The sequence below is a fragment of the Burkholderia sp. USMB20 genome (genome assembly GCF_000949135.2).
GTDB lineage: Bacteria > Pseudomonadota > Gammaproteobacteria > Burkholderiales > Burkholderiaceae > Burkholderia.
In genome coordinates, this window is record NZ_JTAN02000012.1 from 263,801 (window position 1) to 286,674 (window position 22,874).

The following is a 22,874-nucleotide window of genomic DNA, read 5'->3' on the forward strand; positions in this document are numbered from 1 at the left end:
ATCGGCCGTTCCCATGTCCACGCTGCAGGCCTCGTCCACCCATCTCGTACTGATTCCGAGCTACAACCCGGGCGTCAAGGTCGACACGACCGTGCGCAACGCCCGCGCGCAGTGGAATCCGGTGTGGGTCGTCGTCGACGGCAGCACCGACGGCAGCGCCGAGCGCCTGCAGGCGATGGCCGGGCGCGACCCCGGGCTGCGCGTGATCGTGCTGCCGGCGAACCGCGGCAAGGGCGCCGCGGTGCTGGCCGGGCTCGATGCGGCGGCCGCGAGCGGCTTCACGCACGTGCTGACGATGGATTCCGACGGCCAGCATCCGGCCGACCTGATTCCCGAATTCATGGCCGCGTCGCAGGCGGCGCCGGATGCGATGGTGCTGGGCCTGCCGAAGTTCGACGCGAGCGCGCCGCAGCTGCGCGTGCAGGGCCGGCGGCTGTCGAACGGATGGGCCGACCTCGAGACGCTGTGGGCCGGGATCGGCGATTCGCTGTACGGCTTTCGCGTGTACCCGGTCGCGCCGCTCGCCGCGATCATGCATCGCCAGCCGTGGATGCGCGGCTTCGACTTCGATCCGGAAGCCGCCGTGCGGCTGTGCTGGGCCGGGGTGCGGCCGATCCGCATCGAAGCGCCGGTGCGCTACTTCGGCGCGCACGAGGGCGGCGTGTCGCATTTCCACTACGGCCGCGACAACGCGCTGCTCGCGTGGATGCACCTGCGGCTGTTCGCCGGTTTCGTGGTGCGGCTGCCGATGCTGGTCGCGCGGCGGCTGACGCGCCGGTCGCGTTCCGCGTTCGGCCGGTCGTCCGGCCGTGGCGATTGATGGCCCGATTGTCATCAATCGGCTGAGCAATCGCGCCGTTCGTTCCGTATTTGTCAGTAATCAAGCTGTCATTCGATGTAAACATCTGGTAATTTTCTGCCGGATTATGCAAAATCGCCGCTCCCAAATACAACTATCGAGGGATCCGGGATGCATATCAAGAAAGCGGCGGCCGCGTGCGGCATGGTTTTCCTGTTGAGCGCATGCGGTGGCGTGCAGAGTCTCGACGCGAACAGCCTGACGTCGGCGGGGACCAACCTGTTCAAGGCGGCGACGCTGTCGGACAGCGACATCGCGGCACTGTCGAACGACTCGTGCAAGGCGAGCGACGCCGAATCGAAGATCGCCGCGCCGAACAGCGCGTACGCGAAGCGCCTGACGAAGGTGATGAAGGGCTTCGGCGACATGACGCTGAACGGCCAGAAGATCAACTACAAGGTCTACATGACCAAGGACGTCAACGCGTGGGCGATGGGCAACGGCTGCGTGCGCGTGTACAGCGGCCTGATGGACATGATGAACGACGACGAGCTGCGCGGCGTGATCGGCCATGAAATGGGCCACGTCGCGCTGGGTCACTCGAAGAAGGCGATGCAGACTGCCTACGCGGTCAGCGCGGCACGCACGGCGGCCGGCGCGGCATCGCCGGGCGTCGCGGCCCTGACGAGCTCGCAGCTCGGCGACATCACCGAGAAGTTCATCAACGCGCAGTTCTCGCAGACGCAGGAAAGCGCGGCCGACGACTACTCGTTCGACCTGATGAAGCAGAAGAACATGAACCAGAAGGGCCTCGTCACCGCGTTCCAGAAGCTCGCGCAGCTCGATGGCGGCAAGAGCTCGATGATGAGCTCGCACCCGTCGTCGACGAGCCGGGCGCAGCACATCCAGGATCGCATCGCGAAGGGCAGCTGAGCGCCGCCTGATGGCGCCGGTCTCGTCCGGCGCCCGGGATGAACGAAACCCCACGCTCTTGCGGGCGTGGGGTTTTTTGTTTTCCGGGGAAGCGGAAAGCGGCCGGAAATCCGCCGGAAAGCGGCCGCGCCGCGTGCTTACGGCACCATCCCCGGCAGCACGTACGCCTGCACGAGCGTGATCAGGCCGACGATCACCGCGAACAGCAGGCTGTGGCGCACCGTGAAGCGGAACAGCTCCGATTCCTTGCCGACCAGCCCGGTTGCCGCGCATGCCACCGCGATCGACTGCGGCGAGATCATCTTCGCGGTCACGCCGCCCGTCGTGTTCGCGGCGACCGCGAGCGTCTCGGGCACGCCGAGCTGGTGCGCGGTCGCCTGCTGCAGCGAGCAGAACAGCGCGTTCGACGACGTGTCCGAGCCGGTCAGGAACACGCCGAGCCAGCCGAGGAACGGCGAGAAGAACGGAAACGCGGCGCCGGTCGCGGCGAGCATCAGCGCGAGCGTCGACGACATCCCCGAGTAGTTCGCGACGAACGCGAACGCGAGCACGAGGCCGATCGACAGGATCGGGCGCGTGAGCTCCTTCAGCGTTTCGCCGAACGTGACGAGCGCGTCGCGCGGTTTCATCCGCAGCAGCGCCATCGAGATCAGCGCGGTCACGAGGATCGCGCTGCCCACCGCCGACACGAGGTCGAGCTTCAGCACCGCGTCGAGCGCTTTCGGCGTCGCGGCGATCGGCGCGGTCTTCACGACGAGCTGGTCGAGCCCGGCTACGTGGAACTTGAGGACGGTCGACGCGAGCGCGCCGTGCGCGGCGAACAGCGCCTTGAACGGCGCGATGCTCCACACGGTGACGACGGCCGTCAGGATCAGGAACGGCGACCACGCGCGCACGGTCTGCGCGAGCGAGTACGGCGACGCCTGGCGGCTCGCGCCCGCACCGTTGCCGCCCGCACCGAACCCCGCGAGCGCCGCGCCGCCGCCCGACGCGACGAGGCCGCCGGCCGTCTGCTTCGCGCTGCCCGGTTGCCAGACCTTCAGGAACGCGGCGAGCGAGACGAGGCTGACGAGCGACGACGTGATGTCCGGCAGCTCGGGCCCGATATGGTTCGACGTGAAGTACTGCGTGATCGCGAAGCTGCCGCCGGCGACGAGCGCGGCCGGCCAGGTCTGCCGTACGCCGCGCAGCCCGTCCATCATGAACACGAGCCAGAACGGCACCGCGAGCGACAGCAGCGGCAGCTGGCGGCCGGCCATCGCGCCGATGTGGAACGCGTCGATGCCGGTCACCTGTCCGGCGACGATGATCGGGATGCCCATCGCGCCGAACGCGACCGGCGCGGTGTTTGCAATCAGACACAATCCTGCCGCGTGCAGCGGCTTGAAGCCGAGGCCGACCAGCAGCGCGGCCGTGATCGCGACGGGCGCGCCGAAGCCGGCGGCGCCTTCGAGGAACGCGCCGAACGAGAAGCCGATCAGCAGCATCTGCAGCCGCTGGTCGTCGGTGATCGACAGCACCGACGCGCGGATGATCTCGAACTGGCCGGTCTTCACGACGATCTTGTACAGGAACACCGCCGCGACGATGATCCACGCGATCGGCCACAGGCCGTACGCGAAGCCGAAGCCGGCTGAGGCGAGCGCCTGCGGCACGGGCATGCCGTACGCGAGGATCGCGACGCCGAGCGCCAGCAGCAGCGTGATCGCGGCGGCGACGTGCCCCTTCATCCGCAGTGCGGCGAGCGCGACGAAAAAGAAGATGATCGGGATCGCGGCGACGAACGCCGACAGCCCGAGGCTGCCGAGCGGGGTGTAGATCTGATGCCAAACCTGCATGGTTGTCTCCTCCATGGATTTCTATCGGTACGGGTTTGAAAGCGGGGTGGTCTATTCGGGCTGGCCGCGTGCGTGCAGCAGGTCGGACAGGCTGCGCGGCGCCGGCTCGAGCGGCGTGCGATGCCGGGTCCAGCCCATCTGCTTCGCGGGCGTCAGCGCGCGCAGCCGCGTCGCGCTCCAGCGGAACGCGCGATACGCGCGCGGATGCGCGAACGCGCCGGACCAGAAGCGCCACACGAGGTCTTCCGCGCGGTTGTAGTTCGCGCCCTGGCCGCGCAGCGGATGCGCGACGGGTTCGTCGGGCTTGCGGTTCGCCTCGGTGCGCAGCCGCACCAGCAGCTGCGGGATCGGAATCCGGACCGGGCACACCTCGCCGCACGCGCCGCACAGCGTCGATGCGGTCGGCAGGTCGGCCGTCGCGTCGAGGCCGAGCAGGTGCGGCGAGATGATCTTGCCGATCGGGCCCGGGTAGGTCGTGCCGTATGCGTGGCCGCCGATCCGCGTATAGACGGGGCAGTGGTTCATGCACGCGCCGCAGCGGATGCACTGCAGCGTCGCGCGCAGCTGCTCGTCGGCGTAGGCCTGCGTGCGGCCGTTGTCGAGCAGCACGAGATGCAGCTCGCGCGGGCCGTCGCGTTCGCCGTCGCGGCGCGGGCCCGAGATCAGGTTGAAGTAGGTCGTGATCGCCTGGCCGGTGGCCGAGCGCGTGAGCAGGCTCGACAGCGGCACGATGTGCTCGAGTTTCTCGACGACCTTCTCGATCCCCATGATCGCGACGTGCGTGTCGGGCACGGTGGTCGACAGCCGGCCGTTGCCCTCGTTCTCGACGAGCCACAGCGTGCCCGTGTCGGCCGCCGCGAAGTTCACGCCGGACAGGCCGATGTCGGCTTCCGCGAACGCGCGGCGCAGCGCGCGCCGGCCGGTCTGGATCAGCTCGTCGACGTCCTCCGTGTAACGCGTGCCCGGGATGTGTTCCTCGAACAGCTCGGCGATGTCGCCGCGCGTCTTGTGGATCGCCGGCATCACGATGTGCGACGGCTTTTCGCCCGCGAGCTGCACGATGAACTCGCCCATGTCGGACTCGATGCAGTCGACGCCGTGATCCGCGAGGTAATGGTTCAGCTCGATTTCCTCGCTCGCCATCGACTTGCCCTTGATCACGCGGCGCGCCTTCTTCGCCTGCGCGATGCCGAGCACGATCGCGTTCGCGTCGGCGGCCGTCTCGGCCCAGTGCACGTGCACGCCGGCCGCGGTGAGCTTCGCCTCCAGCCGCTCGAGCAGCGCGGGCAGTTGCGCGAGCGCGTGCTGGCGCACCGCTTCGCCGAGATCGCGCAATTGCTGCAGCTCGGTGTCGTCGGGGAACTGGGTCGCGCGCTTGCCTTGCAGGAAATCCATCGCGCCGCGAAAGCTGCGGCGCAGCGCGGGATCGTCGAGCGCGGCGCGCGCGCGGGCCTTGAAGTCGCCGGGGGCGACGAATTGCAGCGGTTGGTTGCTCATCGCGGCAGGTCCTGGCAGGCGGTTGCGGTCGGTTCGGTGACGATCACGACCCAGAGGTTGCGCGGGCCGTGTGCGCCATACGCGAGGGTCTGCTGGATGTCGGAGGTCTTCGACGGGCCCGACACCAGCACGACGTTGGTCGGCATGCCGGCGTGCCAGCGCTCCGCGTGCGCGGCCGCGTGAAGGTCCGCGTGCAGCGTGTTCGCATGCACGAGCGCGACGTGCAGCGGCGGCACCAGCGACACCGTGCGCGGCGTGCCGGCATCGGGCGCGAGCACGACCGTGCCGGTCGCCGCGATGCCCGAGCGCGCGACCGTGAAGCCCGCGTCGATCGTGTCGAACAGCTCGGCTTTCCATGCGTCGATCGGCCGGTCGAACGGGACCGGCGCGACCGCGTCGGGCAGCGCACGCACGAGGGCCGCGGCTTCAGGGCGGGCCGGGTCGAGCAGCAGGCGGCGCACGCCGGCCTCGGCCAGACGCGCGGCCAGCTGCGCGGGCCATGCGTCGGCGGCGGCGCACCAGACTTCGGCGTGCGACGCGGCGAGCGCGGCCTGCATCGTCTGCGCGAGCGCGCGAGGATCGGGGGCGACTGCCGCGCGCCGCGCCGCGTAATGCATGTCGATGCGCGCATCGAGCGCGGGCGCGGCGTTCACGGCGACGCCGGGGGCGGCGGCGCGCAGGCGCGCGAGGATGGCGTCGCGCGCGCTCATTGCGTGTCTCCGCGCAGCGAGCCGGCACCGGCCGTGCGGCGCCACAGGAAGCTCGCGAGATGCTCGACGGGCAGCGCGGCGCCGGCCTTGGCCGCAGCGTGGCCGATGTTCAGCAGGCAGCCGCAGTCCGCCGACACGAGCCGGTCGCAGCCCGTCGCGCAGGCCGATGCGACCTTGTCGCGCACCATCGCGCCGGAGATGTCGGGATGCTTCAGCGAGAACGTGCCGCCGAAGCCGCAGCATTCCGATTCGCGTTCATGTTCGATGCGGGTGACGCCCGGCAGCGCGTCGACGAGCGCGACGCCATGCACGCGCGTGCCCATCTCGCGGCGGGCCGCGCACGACGTGTGCAGCACGACGCGCTCGTCCGGGCCGGCGCTGGCGACGACGGCGTCGAGCCGCACGTCGAGCACATGGACGAGGAATTCGGCGAGTTCGTAGGTGCGCTCCGCGATCGCGCGAGCCTTCGGGCCGTGCACGGGATCGTCGGCGAACAGGGCGGGCCAATGGTGCCGGATCATGCCCGCGCACGAGCCGGACGGCACGATCACGGGCCACGGCTCGGCGAACAGGTCGAGCTGCGCGGCCGCGACGCGGCGTGCTTCGTCCGGATTGCCGCTGCTGTAGGCCGGCTGCCCGCAGCAGCTCTGGCCGCGCGGATAGTGGACGGTCAGGCCTTCACGTTCCAGCAGGCGGACCGCGTCGAGCCCGGCTTCGGGGACGAACAGGTCGACCAGGCAGGTCGCGAACAGATAGACGTGCGCGGCGGCGGCGGCGGGGTAGTGCCTTTCGTTCATGTCTCGCTCCAGGGGTGCCGGCCCGGCATGCGAATGCGGGACGACGATTTCGCTGCATAATTCCCGCGACGGCGCCGCAGCTCAAATTGGTTGGGCCAATCGGCGCGACGGGTATTCCGGATGGGGAGACGGCGATGGCGGCGATGACGGCACGGGGCCGGACCGAAGTGGTGATGCGCAAGATCGAGACGGCGCTGCTCGACGGCACGTGGCCGGCCGGCGCACGGCTGCCGGCCGAGCGCGTGCTCGCGCAGCAGTACGGCGTCGCGCGCAATACGGTGCGCGAGGCGACCCAGCGGCTCGTCGCGCGCGGGTTGCTGCAGAGCCGGCGCGGCGCGGGCGTCTACGTGACGGACCAGTTGCGCGCGGGCATCGCGTCGCCGTGGGGCCAGCTGGTTGCCGACCATCCGGCGCTGCGCGACGACATACTCGAGTTTCGCCGCGTGCTTGAAGGCGCGACCGCGTATTTCGCCGCGCTGCGCGCCGACGGGCACGACCGGCGCCGGATCCGCGCGCTGCTGCGCGAGCTCGAGACCGCGCACGCGAACGACGACGCGGCCCTCGAGGCGTCGGCCGACGCGAAGCTGCACGAGGCGATCGCGCTCGCGTCGCACAACACGATGTTCCTGCACCTGCACACGAGCGTGCTCGGGATGCTGCGCGAGCACATCTCGATCAACGTCGCGGGGATGACGACGCACGACGAGCAGGCATCGGAGTTGCTGCTGCAGCAGCACCGGGTGGTCTGCGACGCGATCTGCGCGCACCGGCCCGAGGAGGCGCGCACGGCGATGCAGACCCATATCGACTACGTGCGCAGCCACTTCGAGCGAAGCGACGACGCGCCGTGAGATTGGTTGGACCATGGGCGCGGCGGGTCCGCCTGGCGGTCGAATCCGAGGACGCCCGCCGGCCGCGGTCCCGGGCCGCGCAGGGCCGCGGCCGCGCGCGGCGTGCGTGGCGGCTCGGCGCCGCATGCGCCGGGCGCGCGATTGACCGGTTCATCGGGCGCCCCCTAGAATCGACTGAACCCGCCCGTCAGCCGCGCGCCGCGGCGATTGCGGACCCGTTGATCCGCCTGTCGAGGGAGTTTCCGTGCTCACGTCCTTGATCCGGTGCGCGCCGGCCGCGCTGTCGTGGCGCGCCGTCGGCCGCCCGGCCTGCGCGCTCGCCGTGTGCGCGCTGCTGTCGCTGGCCACCGCCTGCGCGACGCATCCGCCCGCCACCACGCTCGATCGTCCCGTCTCGCACGCGTTGCCGACCGATACCGCGACGCCGCTGCGCGCCGCGCTGGCCGCGCCGGAAGCCGCGCATCCGGGGCAGTCGGGCTTCCGGCTGCTGCCCGACGGCGCGACCGCGCTGCAGATGCGCATCGCGCTCGCGCGCGCGGCGACGAAGACGCTCGACATGCAGTACTACATCGCGACCGAGGACACGACCGGCAAGCTGCTCCTGGGCGCGGCGCTGTATGCGGCCGATCGCGGCGTGCGCGTGCGGATGCTGGTCGACGACCTGAACTTCCACGACATCGATCGCGTCATGGCCGCGCTGAACACGCACACGAACATCGAGATTCGCGTGTTCAACCCGTTCGGCGCGTCGCAATACGGGATGGTCGAGCGCACGGCCAACTACTTCACGCGGATCGACAGCTTCACGCGGCGGATGCACAACAAGGCGATGATCGCGGACAACCAGCTCGCGATCGTCGGCGGCCGCAATCTCGGCGACGAATACTTCAGTGCGAGCCCGACGTTGCAGTTTCGCGATCTCGACGTGCTCGCCGCAGGCCCCGTGACGAACGATGTCTCGAAGAGCTTCGACGGCTACTGGGCGAGCGCGAGCAGCTATCCGTTGCGCGTGCTGAATCATCAGACGTTCGCTCCGAAGGATCTCGACGCGATGCGCGACGAGCTGCGCGACCACTGGCGCAAGAATGCCGACCCGTACAACGCGAAGCCGCTGAACGCGACACCGCTCGCGCAGCAGATCGCGCGCGACGAGCTCGCGCTCGTGTGGGCGCCGGCCGAATTCAAGGTCGATGCGCCGACCAAGGTCGCGCAGCCGACCGACGCATACGTGAGCCCGCCGATGCAGCGCCTCGTCGAACTGATGCGCGGCGCGCAGAAGGAATTCCTCGCGTTTTCGCCGTACTTCGTGCCGCACGATGCCGGCGTGAAGATCCTCGGCGATACGGTCGGGCGCGGCGTGCGCGTCGCGATCGTGACGAATTCGCTCGCGGCGACCGATGCGGTCGCGGTGCAGGCCGGCTACGCGCCGTACCGCGTGCCGTTGCTCGAGCGCGGCGTCGAGCTGTACGAGTTCAAGGCACAGCCGGGCCAGCAGCCCACGCGGCTGTTCGGCTCGCGCTCGCGTGCGAGCCTGCACGCGAAGGCGTACGTGATCGACCGGCACATCCTGGTGATCGGCTCGCTGAATCTCGACCCGCGCTCGGCGCACCTGAACACCGAGCTCGCGCTCGTGATCCACAGCCCGGTGCTCGCGCAGCAGGCCGCGGAGATCTTCGCACGGGTGACGCAGCCTGATGAAAGCTATCGCGTCACGCTCGTGAAGCAAATGGACGGCGGGCCGCCGGCACTCGAATGGACGGGCGTCGACGGCGGCCAGTCGACCCTCTATCACGTCGATCCGCATGCCGGGCTGCTGCGCAACGTGATGACCGGCCTTTTCATGCTGCTGCCGGTCGACGACCAGTTGTAAGGGCCGGAACGGCTCGGGCCAAACCCGCGATACCGGTGCGCGGGGAAAGGTGATATGGTTGTGCGCGCAACGATATGCGTATCGTGAAGGGTGCCGCCGGACGGCTCGCGCAATGCGGGCGGAAGCGGTGCCGAACGACGCGCCGCACGCGCCATGTGCGCCAAGCACGCCGCGTGCGCCGCCAGGAGACGAGGGACGATACGCGCGCCGCCCGCGCGGCCGCGCAAGCCCGCAACCGGAGTGCCCCATGCAACGTGTACCCAACCAGCCGTTCACGCGTCCCGCCCGTTTTTCCGAAGCCGAGTGGCAGGCGCGCGTGCAGCTCGCGGCCGCCTACCGGATCTTCGACCATCTCGGCTGGACCGAGCTGATCTACAACCATATCTCGCTGCGCGTGCCGGGCGAGGACGGTCATTTCCTGATCAATCCGTTCGGGCTCCATTACCGCGAGGTGTGCGCGTCGAACCTCGTGAAGATCGACCTCGACGGCAACGTGATCGGCCATTCCGACTGGCCGATCAATCCGGCCGGCTTCACCTTCCACAGCGCGATCCATGCGGCGCTGCCCGACGCGCACTGCGTGATGCACGTGCATACGACACCCACGATGGCCGTGTGCTGCTCGCGCGACGGGCTGTCGTTCTCGAACTTCTATTCGGCGCAGCTGTACGGGAAGATCGCGTATCACGATTTCGAGGGCATCACCGTGCATCTCGAGGAAGGGCGGCGCATCGTCGAGAGCGCCGGCGGGCGGCCCGTGCTGCTGCTGCGCAACCACGGGCCCGTGACGATCGGCGCGACGCTCGCGCAGACCTTCTCGTTGATGTGGCTGCTCAATCGCGCGTGCGAGGTGCAGGTCGCGACCCATGCGATCGGCGACGCACTGCCGATCGCGCCGCTGGTGCTCGAGGGCTGCGTGCGCGATTCGCTGAATTTCGATCCGAAGCACGGCGCGGGGCAGGACGCGTTCGATGCGTTGCAGCGCATCGTCGATCGCGTCGATCCCGGCTATCGCGCGTGAGGCGCGGTGCCGGCGCGGTGCCGGGCTCGACCGCCGCGGCGAAATCGATTCGCGACGCTTGATGGTGAGCGCAGCGGAATGTGCCGGACGATGCCCGCATGCCCGTGCGACACGGGCAAAAAAAACGCGGCCGGATGGCCGCGTGAATACTCGCAGACTCCTTCGGACGAAGGAAACAAGCAACTGTGAGACGAAGTGTAGCGAAAGGCCGCGCGCAGATTCAGGGCGCGTGCTGCAAAGGTCTCTTCCAGGTTCCGTCAGGCTGGCGCGCGACGCGCGGGCTGCCGGATCGGCGGCGATCGACTACCATCATGGAGCGTCCCCCGGCCGGGTGGCGTACCACGTCGTACAAGGAGAATTCATGCCGAAGCTGCGTTTGCTCCAGGTGGCGTTGCTCGCGGGCGTGCTGGCCGCCGGCAGCGCCGCCGCCGAAACGGTGCGCCTGTCCGCCAACCTGCAGCCGTCGAGCGAAGTGCCGCCCACCGCGACCAAGGGCGCCGGCGCCGTCGATGCGACCTACGACACGGCCAGCCACCTGCTGCAGTGGACGGTGACTTACGAACACCTCACGGGGCCGGCGACCGCCGCGCACTTCCACGGGCCCGCGCCGGTCGGCCAGAACGCCGGCGTGCAGGTGCCGATCCCGAAGGACGAGCTCGCGAGCCCGATCAAGGGATCGAAGGCGCTTACCGACGCGCAGGTGACCGACCTGATGAGCGGCAAGTGGTACTTCAACGTGCACACGAAGGAGCATCCGGCCGGCGAGATCCGCGGCCAGGTGATGCCGGCGAACTGAGGCAGGCGAACCTAGGCCGGCAAACCGAGGCTGGCGTTTGATGTAGAGGCTCCCGTCGAGCGGCGCGGCAACGATCGCACGTACCATCGTGACACGGCGATGACGGAGTAGGTTCGATGAGTTGGCAAAGCAAGTTCGTGTGCTGGCTGCTGCGCCGGCAGTTTCGTCCCGAGACCACGCGCCCGGTGCTCGATCCCGCCCGCGCGCGGCGCTTCACCGACCTGAGAATGGTCGTGCCGCGTCGCGCGCCGTCGGGCTACCGGCTGCGCGAATGCTACCGTCCCGGCGATGCGCCGCTGCGCGGCGAATGGCTCGAACGCACCCATGCGATCGGCGCGCGCGGGCCCGGCCGCACGCTGCTGTACTTCCACGGCGGCGGCTACTACTTCTGTTCGGCGAAAACCCATCGGCCGCTCGTGTTCGGTCTCACCAAGCGCGCGGGCGTGCGCTCGTTCTCGCTCGATTACCGGCTCGCACCCGAGAGCCGCTTCCCGGCCGCGCTCGACGACGCGCTGGCCGCGTACCGGCAATTGCTCGCGCTCGGCACGCCGCCCGAGTCGGTCGTGTTCGGCGGCGATTCCGCGGGCGGCGGCCTCGCGCTCGCGACGCTCGTCGCGCTGCGCGATCGCGGCGAACCGTTGCCGGCCGGCGCGATCCTGTTCTCGCCCTGGACCGACCTGGCCGGCACCGGCGCGACGATGCGCAGCAACGACGGTCTCGACCCGATGTTCGCGGCCGCGGCGCTGCCGAAGGCGGCGCAGCTGTATCTGGGCGACGCATCGGCGACGCATCCGTACGCGTCGCCGCTCTATGCGGACTTCACCGGGCTGCCGCCGCTCTTCATCCAGGCCGGCAGCACCGAGGTGCTGCTCGACGACGCCCGCCGCGTCGCCGACAGCGCGAAAGCGGCCGGCGTGCAGGTGGAGATCGAGGTGTGGCCCGACATGCCGCACGTGTGGCAGCTGTACACGCCGATGGTGCCGGAGTCGCGCGCCGCGCTCGACCGGGCGGCCGCATTCCTGCGCCGCGTCGCGGTCGAGCGGGCGGTTCAGCGCGCGGGCGAGCCGTCGATCGCCTGATACGCGGCCTGCACGGCCACCGAGCCGTACTTGCGCTCGAGCCGGCGCACGGTGAAATGGCCGTGCGCCATCTGCTGGAAGTGGTCGATGAACAGCGTGTTGACGGTCGCGCCGAGCACCGCGCCGATCGCCGGGATCGACTTCGCGGCCATCTGCTCGGTGACCTGCACCGAGAAGCGTGATGCCACCGTCTGCACGAGCTTGAACACCGCCGCCGAGCTGTGCGCGGCGATCCCTTTCGTCGTGATGTCCGACGACGCCTTCGAAATCGCCTGCGCGAGCGCGCCGCGCAGCACGAAATAGCCGAGATCGGCGTCTTCTTCCCGCTTGTCCGGGTTGCCGCCCATGCCGAGCACGGCCAGGCACTGCAGCTGCGTGTCCACCGAGCCCAGGTCCTCGCCCTCGCTGCGCGCGATGTCGCATACCGAGCGGAAGATCAGCGTGGTCGTGACCGGCAGCTCGACCGGCAGCGCGAGGAAGCCGAACGCGCCGCCCGCCGCGCCGGTCGTCGCGACCGCGAGCTTGTGCAGCAGGTTGCTCGGCTTGTCCGGCTCGGCATCGGGCGTCTGCGGCTTGCCGAGCGTGCGCAGCGCGATGTTCAGGCACTTGCGCAGCGCAAGCTGCGTCGCGTCGTTGATCTTGCCGGTCGCGAAGTCCGGCAGCCGCGCGATCATCTTCTCGACCGGCGCGCCCAGCACGCCCGTCAGCTTCATCGTCAGCGACGGGCTTTCCAGCACCTGTTTCGCGCGTCGCAACGCGTCCTGGTCTTCCGGCGACAGCGTCGCGGCAGGCGTGATTGAAATCGGTTCCATCTTTCTCCTTGATGGTGGGGAACGGGCCCCGCACCTTCGCCGGCCTAGATTACTCCGCCGTGCTAGAATTTTGAGATTGTTTGACTCGTCAAAAGTTGCATCAACAAAAAATGGCCGTCCATACTGCCGCCCACCATTCGAGCGGGCAAGTCCTGCCGTTCCGCGAGTCGCTGCTGGCGATGATCGGGATCTCGTTCGTCACCATGCTCGTCGCGCTCGACCAGACGGTCGTCGGCACCGCGTTGCCGACCATCGTCGCCGAGTTGAGGGGCTTCGACCTGTATGCGTGGGTCGCGACCTCGTACCTGCTCAGTTCCGTGATCACCGTGCCGATCTTCGGCCGCCTCGGCGACTACTACGGCCGCAAGCCGTTCGTGATCGCGTCGATCGTCGTGTTCACCGGCGCGTCGGTGCTGTGCGGGATGGCCAACGACATGCTGTTCCTGGTGCTCGCGCGCGGCCTGCAGGGGATCGGCGGCGGGATGCTGGTCGGTACCGCGTTCGCGTGCATTCCCGATTTGTTCCCCGATTCCGTCGTGCGGTTGCGCTGGCAGGTGCTGATGAGCTCCGCGTTCGGCATCGCGAACGCGGTCGGACCGTCGCTCGGCGGGATCCTGACCCAGTCGTTCGGCTGGCGCTCGGTGTTCTACGTCAACCTGCCGGTCGGCCTGCTGTCGCTGTTCTTCGTGTGGCGCTACCTGCCGCACCTGCGGCACGTCGAGCACGACCGCAAGATGCGGCTCGACTGGCCCGGCGCGCTCCTGATCGCGGTCTCGCTCGGCGCGCTGCAGCTGTTCGTCGAATGGCTGCCGAAGTACGGCGTGATGAGTTGGGCTTCGCTGCTGCTGGTCGTCGCGGTCGGCGCCGGCATCGGCTTGTGGCATTGGGAAAAGCGCTGCGCGCAGCCGATTCTGCCGTTCGACATGTTCGGCAACCGCGCGCTGTCGGCGCTGTTCGTGCTCGCGATCCTCGCCGGCTTCTCGATGTTCTCGCTGCTGTTCTACGCACCGCTGCTGTTCCAGGGCGGCTTCGGGATGTCGCCGAAGGCGGCGGGGCTCGTGATCACGCCGCTCGTCGTGTTCATCACGATCGGCAGCATCATGAACGGCCGCGTCGTCACGCGCATCCGCAATCCGAACGCGATGCTGCACGTCGGTTTCGTGCTGTTCGCGATCGCATGCGCGGGCATCGTCGTGTCGACGCACACGACGCCGACCTGGATGCTGATGGCGCTGATGGTCGCGGGCGGCATCGGCCTCGGCTTCGTGCTGCCGAACCTCACCGTGTTCGCGCAGCAGACGGCCGGCCGCGAGCACCTCGGCATCGCGACCGCGCTGCTGCAGTCGCTGCGGATGGTCGGCGGGATGATCGGCACCGCGCTCACGGGCACGCTGGTCAACCAGATGTATTCGAGCGGCGTGCGCGACGCGCTGTCGGGCGAGCATGCGCTGCAGTGGCACGCGCAGCTCGCCGATCCGCAGATCCTGATCGACCGCGCCGCGCAAGGCGGTCTGGTCGCGGAGCTGACCCGCGCCGGGCATAATGGCGCGCTGCTGCTGGAAACGGCCCGCGAATCGCTGGTCGGCGCGATTCACCTGGGTGTCGCGATGGCGGCCGTCGTCGCCGTGGTGTCGGTGTGGCAGTCCCGCCGCGTGCCGCCGATCGCGCTGCGGCACAAGATCGAGCCGCATGTCGCGGCCGATTGAACGATTCACCGATTGAACGAGTAGGCATCAGCGCATGGAAGAACAGGACCGCGTCGCGATCTTGCAGCAATTCGGACGCACGTATCGCGCGTTCATGACCGCGTTCGAAACGCACGTCGGGCAGCCGATGCCGCGCTGGCGCATCATGGTCGCGCTGCACACGATGGACGGGCATTCGTCGCAGAAGAAGCTCGTCGAGGTGCTGCGCATCGATCCGGGCGCGCTCACGCGCCAGTTGAAGTCGCTCGACGCGCTCGGCTGGATCGAGCGCGCGTCCGATGCGCGCGACAACCGCGTGACCAACGTCACGCTGACCGCCGAGGGCCGCGCCGCGTTCGACGCGTGCTTGCCGCGCCGCAAGGCGTTCCTCGACCAGACGATGGCGCAACTGCCGGACGACGTGCTGACCGCCCTGTCGGGCGCGCTGGCGATGCTGGAGTCGCGGATTGCGGATGTCGGCTCGACGCCGGCATCGCGCTGAAGGGCGGGGCGGAAGCGGCGCGACGGGATGCGCCCCGTCGGCCGGTCTTGATCGGCACGGCATGCGGGCTGCGCGAACCCGCCGCCGGCCGGCGTTTCACTTCAATTCACTCCACCTCGTTCACAGCTCGATGCGCGTGCCGAGCAGCGCGAGGAACTGCGCGAGCCAGGCCGGATGCGCGGGCCACGCGGGCGCGGTGACGAACGGCGCGTCGGTCACGGCCGCGTCGACCGGGATGTCCGCATATTCGCCGCCCGCGAGCTTCACTTCGGGCGCGCAGGCCGGGTAGGCCGAGATGCGCTTGCCGCGGATCACGTCGGCGGCCGCGAGCAGCTGCGCCGCATGGCAGATCGCGGCGATCGGCTTGCCGGCTTCGGCGAACGCGCGCACCAGCGCGATCACCTTCGCGTCGAGACGCAGGTATTCCGGCGCGCGACCGCCCGCGATCGCGAGCGCGTCGTAGCCCGCCGCATCGACGTCGTCGAACGTCGCGTTCAGCGTGAAGTTGTGGCCGGGCTTCTCGGTGTAGGTCTGGTCGCCCTCGAAATCGTGGATCGCGGTCTTGACCTTGTCGCCCGCGCGCTTGCCCGGGCAGACTGCATCGACGTGATGACCGACGGCCTGCAGCGCCTGGAACGGCACCATCGTTTCGTAGTCTTCGGCGAAATCACCGGTCAGGAACAGGATCTTCTTCGCGGCCATGGCTTTCTCCATTGAACAGCGTTGAGGGGCCGTTCGCGCCGGGCGCGGCAGGCATGCGCTGCGGCGGCGAAGCAGCCCCAAGGACGAAAGCGCAGTGTACTCCGGCAGATTGAAGCGCGCGTGACGGCCGCCCCGCGCTGCGGTGGGGCGGCGAGGCGGCGCGATGGCGCGCCAGGCCTCAGAAGAAGGTTTCGACGACTTCCGTCACGCGGAACTGCGGATCGAGCACGAGCAGCTGGCGCCACTTGTCGAACGTCAGGCACGGATGCGAGATATCGAACGCGACCATGTCGCCGACCTTCACGTCCGCGCCCGGCGGGATCTGCAGGTACGCGTGCTGGTCCATCATCCCGGTGACGGCCCAGCCTTCGCTCGCGGCGACATCGCGCGGCGCGCTGTCGCGACCCGGGCGGAAGTGGCGCGCCGGCTCGGGCAGGCCCGCGTCGAACGCCGCGTCGCGCTTGCCGAGCGCGATGATCGCGCGGTCGGCTTCCGGCACCGATTGCACGTACGCCCACAGCTGCAGAGCCGGCAGCAGCCCTTCGCCCATCCTGCGGGCGATCGGGTTGCGCGCGAACACGTCGGTCTGCGCCTTCTTGTAGATGCCGACGTCGTGCGTCAGGTAGCAGCCCGGACGCAGCACGACTTCCGCGAAACCGTCATCGGACGCCTTCGCGAATTCCTCCGCGACCACGTCGTACCACGCCGAGCCGGCACCCGACAGGATCGCCGGCGTGCGCGCGAAGCGGCCGGCTTCGGCCAGCTCGCGCGTGAACGCGACCGCGTCCTGCAGGAATGCGCGGATCTCGCCTTCCTCCTTCAGCACGCCTTCGTAGAGTTCGATGCCGGCCAGCTTCAGCGTTTCCGGATAGCGCGCGATCGCGTCGAGCACGGCGGTGCGCTGCGCGGCGTCGCGCACGCCCGCGCGGCCGCCCGGCACGCCGAGTTCGATCAGCACGTTCAGCGTTTTCTTCGCTTCGCCGAAGAAGCGGCCGAGCTGGTCGACGCTGTCGGCCGAGTCGACGAGGCAGAAGAATTCGAAGTCGGGATCGGACAGCAGCCCCGCGATGATCGTCATGTTCTGGCGGCCGACCAGCTGGTTCGCGAGCAGCACGCGGCGCACGCCGCCGTGATACGCGGCCTGCGTCTGGTGCGCGGTCGCGAGCGTGATGCCCCACGCGCCGGCGGCGAGCTGGCGGCGGAACAGTTGCGGCGCCATCGTCGTCTTGCCGTGCGGCGCGAACTGCGCGCCGTACTGCTGGACGAACGCCTGCATCCAGTTCAGATTGTGTTCGATACGATCCTCGTACAGCACCGCTGCCGGCAGGCTGACGTCTTCCGCGAGCAGGTTCCACTCGAGGCGGCCTGCGTCGTCGAGCGGCACGCTCGCGCTCGGCAGGTTGCCGAGGCCCTTGCCCAACGGATTGATTGTCGGTTCCTGATAGTTTGTAACTTTCATGTCATCCCGCTCCATCATCACTATGCATTGCACTGAAGTTGACATGCAGATGGTACAGAAAGTAGCATCGGCGCGGTGATGTTATTTAGTAACATAAAGCGCCACACCCTTTTCAGCAGATGAATTCGTCCGCCACTCCGTCCGTTCCGTTCACCGCCGAGCAACCGGTTGCCCAGCCGGTCCTCGACATCGTTGCGCGGATCGCCGAATGCGCGCCCGAGCTGCGCGAGGCCGAACGCAAGGTCGCGGCCTTCATCCTTGCCGATCTCGCGCGCGCCGCGCATGCGAGCATCGGCGCGCTCGCGCGCGACGCGGAAGTCAGCGTCGCGACGGTCACGCGGTTCGCGAAGGCCGTCGGCTGCCGCGACGTGCGCGAACTGAAGGTGCTCGTCGCGCAGGCGGCGGCGGTCGGCCAGCGCTTTCTCGTGCCGTCCGGCGAGCCCGCGGAAGTGGACGCGAGCCCGGCATCGGTCGTCTACGACGAGATCCGCGTCGCGCTCGCGCAAAACCACCAGCTGCTGCGCAACACGTCGTTCGATGCCGCGGCCGATCTCCTCGCCGGCGCGAAGATGGTCTACGTGTACGGGCAGGGCGGCGGCTCGACCGCGCTCGCCGACGAACTGCGCTTCCGGCTCGTGCGCTTCGGGCGGCCGGTCGCGAGCTACCAGGACAGCCTGCTGCAGCGGATGGTGTCGGCGACGCTGTCGCGCGACACCGTGGTCGTCGCGCTGTCGGTGAGCGGGCGCGTGCCCGAGCTGCTCGAGAGCTGCCGCCTCGCGAAGCGCTACGGCGCGAAGCTGATTGCGATCACCGCGCCGGCGTCGCCGCTCGCGAAGCTCGCCGACCACCTGATCCCGGTCGTCGCGTTCGAAACCGATTTCATCTACAAGCCTTCGACATCGCGCTACGCGATGATGATGGCGATCGACGTGCTCGTCACCGGAGTCGCGCTGCGGCTCGGCGATGCGGGCCGAGAATCGCTGCGCCGCATCAAGCATGCGCTCGATGCGCACCGCGGCGGCGGAGACCGTCAACCGGTAGGAGACTGACCATGCATTCGCATCCCGAAGCCGCCGATACGCTGATCGTCGGCGCGCAGCTGTACGACGGCACGGGCGCACCGCCCGTCACGCGCGACGTCGCGATCCGCAACGGCGTGATCGCGGCGATCGGCAACCTGTCGAACTGGCTTGCCGAGACCGTCGTCGATGCGAACGGCCGCGCGCTCGCGCCCGGCTTCGTCGACGTGCACACGCACGACGACACGCACGTGATCCGCGCGCCCGAGATGCTGCCGAAGATCTCGCAGGGCGTGACGACCGTGATCGTCGGCAACTGCGGGATCAGCGCGTCGCCGGTGACGCTCGCGGGCGATCCGCCCGACCCGATGAACCTGCTCGGCGATCGCGACGCGTTCCGCTATCCGACCTTCGCTGCCTACGTCGCGGCGGTGAACGACGCGCGTCCGGCCGTGAACGTCGCGGCGCTCGTCGGGCACACCGCGCTGCGCAACAACCAGATGGACCGCCTCGACCGCGCGGCGACCGACGGCGAAATCGCCGGGATGCGCACGCAACTCGAGGAAGCGCTCGCGAACGGCGCGCTCGGGCTGTCGTCGGGCCTTGCGTACGGCTCCGCGTTCGCGGCGCCGGCCGAGGAAGTGATGGCGCTTGCCGAGCCGCTCGCGAACGCGGGCGCGCTGTACACGACGCATATGCGCACCGAGTTCGACGCGATCCTCGACGCGATGGACGAGGCTTACCGCGTCGGCCGTCACGCGCAGGTGCCGGTCGTGATCTCGCACCTGAAGTGCGCGGGCCCGTCGAACTGGGGCCGCAGCACCGAGGTGCTCGCGTCGCTCGAAGGCGCGCGCCGCTACCAGCCGGTCGGCTGCGACTGCTATCCGTACAGCCGCAGCTCGTCGACGCTCGACCTGAAGCAGGTGACGGGCGACATCGACATCACGATCACGTGGTCGGAACCGCATCCCGAAGTCGCCGGCAAGCTGCTGAAGGCGATCGCGGCCGACTGGGGCGTGACCGAGCAGGAAGCCGCGCAGCGGATCCGTCCGGCCGGCGCCGTGTACCACAACATGTCCGAGGACGACGTGCGCCGCATCCTGTCGCATCCGGCGACGATGGTCGGCTCGGACGGCCTGCCGAATGATCCGCTGCCGCATCCGCGGCTGTGGGGCGCGTTCCCGCGCGTGCTCGGCCATTACGTGCGCGACACGAACCTGCTGCCGCTCGAGGAGGCGATCCGCAAGATGACGTCGCTGTCCGCGCGCCGCTACGGGATCGCGCGGCGCGGCGAAGTGCACGTCGGCTACCACGCGGATCTCGTGCTGTTCGATCCCGCGCGCGTGATCGACGCCGCGACGTTCGAGAAGCCGCAGCAGCCCGCGCACGGGATCGACGCGGTGTGGGTGAACGGCGTGCTGACTTATGAGAACGGCCAGCCGACCGGCGAGCGCGCCGGCGGTTTCGTCGCGCGCGGCGAGCGCGTGCCGGCGAGTGCCGACGCCGCGTTCTGAACGCGGTCCTGATCCGATTTGCCGCGTGCGCCATGCCGGCGCGCGCATCCGCAACCGTGCGTTGCATGGGACCGGCGCCGGCGCGTGCGCGCCGAGGCCGGTCGACCAACCAGGAGTGAAACGATGAAGCGATATGGCGTAGGCGAAGCGAAGGGTACCGGCGGGCAGGTGATGCCGTTTGCACGCGCGGTCGAGGCCGACGGCTGGCTGTACGTGTCGGGCCAGACGCCGATGGTGAACGGCGAGGTCGTCGAAGGCGGGATCGTCACGCAGTCGAAGCAGACGATCGAGAACGTGATCGCGATCCTGAAGGAAGCCGGCTACGGCCTGGAACACGTCGTGCGCTGCGGCGTGTGGCTCGACGACGCACGCGATTTCGCGTCGTTCAACAAGGTGTTCGTGTCGTACTTCGGCGAGCATCCGCCGGCACGCGCGTGCGTGCAGTCGAGCATGGTCATCGACTGCAAGGTCGAGGTCGATTGCATCGCTTACAAGGCGCCGGTGAAGTAATGCGGGCGGGCATCCCCTGCGCACAGTGAAACAGCCCCGTCGGCGCGAGCCGGCGGGGCTGTTTCGTAACAGGCGGGCCGCTATTACTGCCGCGCAGTCCGCGCGTTGTCCGGCATCGGCTGGTTGTAATTCGTGCGGAACGGATTGATGTCGAGCCCGCCGCGCCGCGTGTAGCGCGCATACACCGCGAGCTTCACCGGTTTGCACGCATGCAGGATGTCGAGGAAGATCCGCTCGACGCACTGCTCGTGAAAGCCCGTGTGATTGCGGAACGAGATGATGTAGCGCAGCAGCCCTGCGTGATCGATCTGCGGCCCGACGTAGTGAATCTGCACGCTGCCCCAGTCGGGCTGGCCGGTGACCGGGCAGTTCGAGCGCAGTAGGTCGGACACGAGCGTTTCCTCGACCGGCGCTTCGTCCTCGGCGTCGGCGGCCGACAGCAGCGACGGATCGGGTTCGTACACGTCGGTGTCGAGGTCGAGCCGATCGAGCGACAGCCCGTCGAGCTCTTCCATCTCGAGCTTGCCGAAATCGTGCGGCGACACCAACTGCACCGACACGCTCGCGCCGCATGCGGCCGACACGTCGCGCTTCAGCACATCGCGCACCGCGTCGAGCGAGTCGAACTTCGATTGCGCGAACGAGCCGAGATACAGCTTGAACGACTTCGATTCGACGATGTTCGGCGATTCGGCCGGCACGTAGAACGTCGCGACCGCGAGCTGCGGCTTGCCGCGTGCGTTGAGCCACGACAGTTCGTACGCGTTCCAGATATCGGTGCCGAAGAACGGCAGCGCGGACGTGATGCCGAGCTGCTCGCGCGCCCCGGCGCGCGGGATCGGGAACAGCAGCGACGCGTCGTACTGCGCTGCGTAGACGGTCGCCTTGCCGAGCGGGGAATGTTCGGGATTCATTGCACGAAGCCTTTACGACAGGAAGAGGCGGTACGCCGGATTGGCGCTCTCCTCGACATACGGATAGCCGAGCGCCGCGAGGAAGCGTTCGAACTCGGCGCGATCGGCCTGCGGCACCTGCAGCCCGACGAGGATCGAGCTGTAGTCCGCGCCCTGGTTGCGGTAGTGGAACAGGCTGATGTTCCAGTCCGGCGCCATCGACGACAGGAACTTCATCAGCGCGCCCGGCCGTTCCGGGAATTCGAAGCGGAACAGGCGCTCTTCAAGCGCGAGCGGCGAGCGGCCGCCCACCATGTAGCGGATATGTTCCTTCGACAGCTCGTCGTGCGTGAGGTCGACGGTCTTGAAGCCGTGCGACTCGAAGTTCGCGGCGATCTCCTCCGACTCGCCGCGCCGCTTGATCTGCACGCCGACGAAGATGTGCGCGGACTGCGCATCGGCGATCCGGTAGTTGAACTCGGTCACGTTGCGATCGCCGACGAGCGAGCAGAAGCGCTTGAAGCTGCCGCGCTCCTCGGGGATCGTGACGGCGAACACGGCTTCGCGCGCCTCGCCCACTTCCGCGCGTTCGGCGACGAAGCGCATCCGGTCGAAGTTCATGTTCGCGCCGGACGTGACCGCGACGAGCGTCTGGTTCTCGATGCCTTCGCGTTCCGCATACTGTTTCGCGCCCGCGACCGCGAGCGCGCCGGACGGCTCGAGCACGCTGCGCGTATCCTGGAATACGTCCTTGATCGCCGCGCACAGCGCGTCGGTGTCGACCGTCAGTACGCCGTCGAGGAATTCGCGGCACAGCCGGAAGGTTTCCTCGCCGACGAGCTTTACCGCCGTGCCGTCCGCGAACAGGCCGACCTCGCTCAGTTCGACGCGCTCGCCCTTCTGCAGCGACTGCGCCATCGCGCACGAATCCTCGGCCTGCACGCCGAACACCTTGATCTCCGGCCGCACCGCCTTGACGTAGGCCGCCACGCCGGACGCGAGCCCGCCGCCGCCGATCGGCACGAAGATCGCGTGAATCGGACCCTGGTGCTGACGCAGGATTTCCATCGCGATCGTGCCCTGGCCGGCGATCACGTACGGATCGTCGAACGGGTGGACGAACGTGAGGTCGCGTTCAGCCTGAACCTTGACCGCGTGCGCGTATGCATCGCTGTACGACTCGCCCGCCTGGATCACCTCGACGCTCGGGCCGCCGTGCGCGCGTACCGCATCGACTTTCACCTGCGGCGTCGTGACCGGCACGACGATCACGGCCTTCACGCCCATCCGGGCCGCCGAGAACGCGACGCCCTGCGCATGATTGCCGGCCGATGCCGTGATCACGCCGCGCGCGAGCGCGTCGGCCGGAATGTGCGCCATCTTGTTGTACGCGCCGCGCAGCTTGAACGAGAACACCGGCTGGTTGTCCTCGCGCTTCAGGTAAACAGGGTTGTGCAGCCGGGCCGACAGGTTGCGGGCGGGTTCGAGTTCCGTCTCGAGCGCGACGTCGTAGACGCGCGCGGTGAGGATTTTCTTCAGGTAATCGTGGGATGCCATGGGCGCTCGCGTGCAGTGCGGAAGCAGACG

The 22,874-nt window shown here is 68.8% G+C and carries 21 protein-coding genes; 12 read left to right on the top strand and 9 right to left on the bottom strand.

Features of this window, described 5'->3' with window-relative positions:
- Window positions 1-13 precede the first annotated feature (13 nt).
- Both PL79_RS14405 and PL79_RS14410 read left to right on the top strand, forming a co-directional pair.
- A complete protein-coding gene (locus PL79_RS14405) occupies window positions 14-820 on the top strand; it encodes a glycosyltransferase family 2 protein (protein ID WP_044848587.1) in 807 nt (268 codons plus the stop codon).
- Window positions 821-970: 150 nt separating this feature from the next.
- Window positions 971-1,732 (top strand): M48 family metalloprotease, encoded by a 762-nt coding sequence (locus tag PL79_RS14410; protein WP_044848588.1) that lies wholly within the window; start codon window positions 971-973, stop codon window positions 1,730-1,732.
- A 137-nt stretch (window positions 1,733-1,869) separates the two neighbouring features.
- Here the strand turns inward: PL79_RS14410 and PL79_RS14415 are convergent, their stop codons facing one another.
- The 4 genes from PL79_RS14415 to PL79_RS14430 are packed head-to-tail and all read right to left on the bottom strand — an operon-like array spanning window position 1,870 to window position 6,574.
- Entirely contained in the window at window positions 1,870-3,570 is a 1,701-nt protein-coding gene (locus PL79_RS14415; RefSeq protein WP_044848589.1) for a lactate permease LctP family transporter, read from the bottom strand.
- A gap of 51 nt (window positions 3,571-3,621) precedes the next feature.
- Window positions 3,622-5,067 (bottom strand): LutB/LldF family L-lactate oxidation iron-sulfur protein, encoded by a 1,446-nt coding sequence (locus tag PL79_RS14420; protein ID WP_044848590.1) that lies wholly within the window; start codon window positions 5,065-5,067, stop codon window positions 3,622-3,624.
- The gene (locus tag PL79_RS14425) at window positions 5,064-5,777 is read right to left on the bottom strand and encodes a LutC/YkgG family protein (protein ID WP_044848591.1); all 714 of its coding nucleotides are present in this window, start codon (window positions 5,775-5,777) and stop codon (window positions 5,064-5,066) included. Before PL79_RS14425 ends, PL79_RS14420 begins: the two co-directional genes overlap by 4 nt.
- Window positions 5,774-6,574 carry a (Fe-S)-binding protein gene (locus PL79_RS14430; protein ID WP_044848592.1) on the bottom strand — a complete coding sequence of 267 codons (801 nt, stop codon included), beginning with the start codon at window positions 6,572-6,574 and terminating at the stop codon, window positions 5,774-5,776. Before PL79_RS14430 ends, PL79_RS14425 begins: the two co-directional genes overlap by 4 nt.
- 134 nt (window positions 6,575-6,708) lie before the next feature.
- Between PL79_RS14430 and PL79_RS14435 the strand changes: the two genes are divergently transcribed.
- The 5 genes from PL79_RS14435 (at window position 6,709) to PL79_RS14455 (ending at window position 12,191) form a co-directional block, all read left to right on the top strand.
- The gene (locus PL79_RS14435; protein ID WP_044848593.1) at window positions 6,709-7,425 is read left to right on the top strand and encodes a FadR/GntR family transcriptional regulator; all 717 of its coding nucleotides are present in this window, start codon (window positions 6,709-6,711) and stop codon (window positions 7,423-7,425) included.
- Between the two features lie 244 nt (window positions 7,426-7,669).
- A complete protein-coding gene (locus PL79_RS14440) occupies window positions 7,670-9,295 on the top strand; it encodes a phospholipase D family protein (protein ID WP_044848594.1) in 1,626 nt (541 codons plus the stop codon).
- A 247-nt stretch (window positions 9,296-9,542) separates the two neighbouring features.
- Window positions 9,543-10,316, top strand: a complete 774-nt coding sequence (locus PL79_RS14445) for a class II aldolase/adducin family protein (protein ID WP_044848595.1) — start codon at window positions 9,543-9,545, stop codon at window positions 10,314-10,316.
- Window positions 10,317-10,677: 361 nt separating this feature from the next.
- On the top strand, window positions 10,678-11,112 hold the full coding sequence (locus tag PL79_RS14450) for a CHRD domain-containing protein (RefSeq protein ID WP_044848607.1): 435 nt from the start codon (window positions 10,678-10,680) through the stop codon (window positions 11,110-11,112).
- A 116-nt stretch (window positions 11,113-11,228) separates the two neighbouring features.
- Entirely contained in the window at window positions 11,229-12,191 is a 963-nt protein-coding gene (locus PL79_RS14455) for an alpha/beta hydrolase (RefSeq protein ID WP_044848596.1), read from the top strand.
- On the opposite strand, the gene PL79_RS14460 is transcribed toward PL79_RS14455, so the two are convergent.
- Window positions 12,161-13,003, bottom strand: coding sequence for an EcsC family protein (locus tag PL79_RS14460; protein WP_044848597.1), 843 nt, complete (start codon window positions 13,001-13,003; stop codon window positions 12,161-12,163). The two genes, PL79_RS14455 and PL79_RS14460, sit on opposite strands and share 31 nt — an antisense overlap.
- A gap of 110 nt (window positions 13,004-13,113) precedes the next feature.
- Between PL79_RS14460 and PL79_RS14465 the strand changes: the two genes are divergently transcribed.
- Window positions 13,114-14,709 (top strand): MDR family MFS transporter, encoded by a 1,596-nt coding sequence (locus PL79_RS14465; RefSeq protein ID WP_044848598.1) that lies wholly within the window; start codon window positions 13,114-13,116, stop codon window positions 14,707-14,709.
- A gap of 34 nt (window positions 14,710-14,743) precedes the next feature.
- Entirely contained in the window at window positions 14,744-15,190 is a 447-nt protein-coding gene (locus PL79_RS14470; RefSeq protein ID WP_044848599.1) for a MarR family winged helix-turn-helix transcriptional regulator, read from the top strand.
- A 120-nt stretch (window positions 15,191-15,310) separates the two neighbouring features.
- On the opposite strand, the gene PL79_RS14475 is transcribed toward PL79_RS14470, so the two are convergent.
- Together PL79_RS14475 and PL79_RS14480 are read right to left on the bottom strand one after the other, a co-directional pair.
- Window positions 15,311-15,892, bottom strand: a complete 582-nt coding sequence (locus tag PL79_RS14475; RefSeq protein ID WP_044848600.1) for a DJ-1/PfpI family protein — start codon at window positions 15,890-15,892, stop codon at window positions 15,311-15,313.
- Window positions 15,893-16,070: 178 nt separating this feature from the next.
- Window positions 16,071-17,351 (bottom strand): amino acid deaminase, encoded by a 1,281-nt coding sequence (locus PL79_RS14480; protein WP_044848601.1) that lies wholly within the window; start codon window positions 17,349-17,351, stop codon window positions 16,071-16,073.
- A gap of 119 nt (window positions 17,352-17,470) precedes the next feature.
- Here PL79_RS14480 and PL79_RS14485 point away from each other — a divergent pair, with 119 nt between their 5' ends.
- The 3 genes from PL79_RS14485 (at window position 17,471) to PL79_RS14495 (ending at window position 20,394) form a co-directional block, all read left to right on the top strand.
- On the top strand, window positions 17,471-18,400 hold the full coding sequence (locus PL79_RS14485) for a MurR/RpiR family transcriptional regulator (protein WP_044848602.1): 930 nt from the start codon (window positions 17,471-17,473) through the stop codon (window positions 18,398-18,400).
- Between the two features lie 2 nt (window positions 18,401-18,402).
- Complete coding sequence (locus tag PL79_RS14490; protein WP_044848603.1) at window positions 18,403-19,884, top strand: N-acyl-D-amino-acid deacylase family protein; 1,482 nt, start codon at window positions 18,403-18,405, stop codon at window positions 19,882-19,884.
- A gap of 123 nt (window positions 19,885-20,007) precedes the next feature.
- The gene (locus tag PL79_RS14495) at window positions 20,008-20,394 is read left to right on the top strand and encodes a RidA family protein (RefSeq protein WP_014896068.1); all 387 of its coding nucleotides are present in this window, start codon (window positions 20,008-20,010) and stop codon (window positions 20,392-20,394) included.
- Window positions 20,395-20,477: 83 nt separating this feature from the next.
- On the opposite strand, the gene queF is transcribed toward PL79_RS14495, so the two are convergent.
- Together queF and ilvA are read right to left on the bottom strand one after the other, a co-directional pair.
- Complete coding sequence (queF, locus tag PL79_RS14500) at window positions 20,478-21,308, bottom strand: NADPH-dependent 7-cyano-7-deazaguanine reductase QueF (RefSeq protein WP_044848604.1); 831 nt, start codon at window positions 21,306-21,308, stop codon at window positions 20,478-20,480.
- Window positions 21,309-21,320: 12 nt separating this feature from the next.
- A complete protein-coding gene (gene ilvA / locus PL79_RS14505; protein WP_044848605.1) occupies window positions 21,321-22,844 on the bottom strand; it encodes a threonine ammonia-lyase, biosynthetic in 1,524 nt (507 codons plus the stop codon).
- Between the last annotated feature and the right edge of the window lie 30 nt (window positions 22,845-22,874).

What these genes read in the sequence shown, in the direction of transcription:
- PL79_RS14405 (WP_044848587.1), top strand. Translation starts at nt 14, where the DNA reads ATGTCCACGCTGCAGGCCTCGTCCACCCATCTCGTACTGATTCCGAGC.
- PL79_RS14410 (WP_044848588.1), top strand. Translation starts at nt 971, where the DNA reads ATGCATATCAAGAAAGCGGCGGCCGCGTGCGGCATGGTTTTCCTGTTG.
- PL79_RS14415 (WP_044848589.1), bottom strand. Translation starts at nt 3,570, where the DNA reads ATGCAGGTTTGGCATCAGATCTACACCCCGCTCGGCAGCCTCGGGCTG.
- PL79_RS14420 (WP_044848590.1), bottom strand. Translation starts at nt 5,067, where the DNA reads ATGAGCAACCAACCGCTGCAATTCGTCGCCCCCGGCGACTTCAAGGCC.
- PL79_RS14425 (WP_044848591.1), bottom strand. Translation starts at nt 5,777, where the DNA reads ATGAGCGCGCGCGACGCCATCCTCGCGCGCCTGCGCGCCGCCGCCCCC.
- PL79_RS14430 (WP_044848592.1), bottom strand. Translation starts at nt 6,574, where the DNA reads ATGAACGAAAGGCACTACCCCGCCGCCGCCGCCGCGCACGTCTATCTG.
- PL79_RS14435 (WP_044848593.1), top strand. Translation starts at nt 6,709, where the DNA reads ATGGCGGCGATGACGGCACGGGGCCGGACCGAAGTGGTGATGCGCAAG.
- PL79_RS14445 (WP_044848595.1), top strand. Translation starts at nt 9,543, where the DNA reads ATGCAACGTGTACCCAACCAGCCGTTCACGCGTCCCGCCCGTTTTTCC.
- PL79_RS14450 (WP_044848607.1), top strand. Translation starts at nt 10,678, where the DNA reads ATGCCGAAGCTGCGTTTGCTCCAGGTGGCGTTGCTCGCGGGCGTGCTG.
- PL79_RS14455 (WP_044848596.1), top strand. Translation starts at nt 11,229, where the DNA reads ATGAGTTGGCAAAGCAAGTTCGTGTGCTGGCTGCTGCGCCGGCAGTTT.
- PL79_RS14460 (WP_044848597.1), bottom strand. Translation starts at nt 13,003, where the DNA reads ATGGAACCGATTTCAATCACGCCTGCCGCGACGCTGTCGCCGGAAGAC.
- PL79_RS14465 (WP_044848598.1), top strand. Translation starts at nt 13,114, where the DNA reads ATGGCCGTCCATACTGCCGCCCACCATTCGAGCGGGCAAGTCCTGCCG.
- PL79_RS14470 (WP_044848599.1), top strand. Translation starts at nt 14,744, where the DNA reads ATGGAAGAACAGGACCGCGTCGCGATCTTGCAGCAATTCGGACGCACG.
- PL79_RS14475 (WP_044848600.1), bottom strand. Translation starts at nt 15,892, where the DNA reads ATGGCCGCGAAGAAGATCCTGTTCCTGACCGGTGATTTCGCCGAAGAC.
- PL79_RS14480 (WP_044848601.1), bottom strand. Translation starts at nt 17,351, where the DNA reads ATGAAAGTTACAAACTATCAGGAACCGACAATCAATCCGTTGGGCAAG.
- PL79_RS14485 (WP_044848602.1), top strand. Translation starts at nt 17,471, where the DNA reads ATGAATTCGTCCGCCACTCCGTCCGTTCCGTTCACCGCCGAGCAACCG.
- PL79_RS14490 (WP_044848603.1), top strand. Translation starts at nt 18,403, where the DNA reads ATGCATTCGCATCCCGAAGCCGCCGATACGCTGATCGTCGGCGCGCAG.
- PL79_RS14495 (WP_014896068.1), top strand. Translation starts at nt 20,008, where the DNA reads ATGAAGCGATATGGCGTAGGCGAAGCGAAGGGTACCGGCGGGCAGGTG.
- queF (WP_044848604.1), bottom strand. Translation starts at nt 21,308, where the DNA reads ATGAATCCCGAACATTCCCCGCTCGGCAAGGCGACCGTCTACGCAGCG.
- ilvA (WP_044848605.1), bottom strand. Translation starts at nt 22,844, where the DNA reads ATGGCATCCCACGATTACCTGAAGAAAATCCTCACCGCGCGCGTCTAC.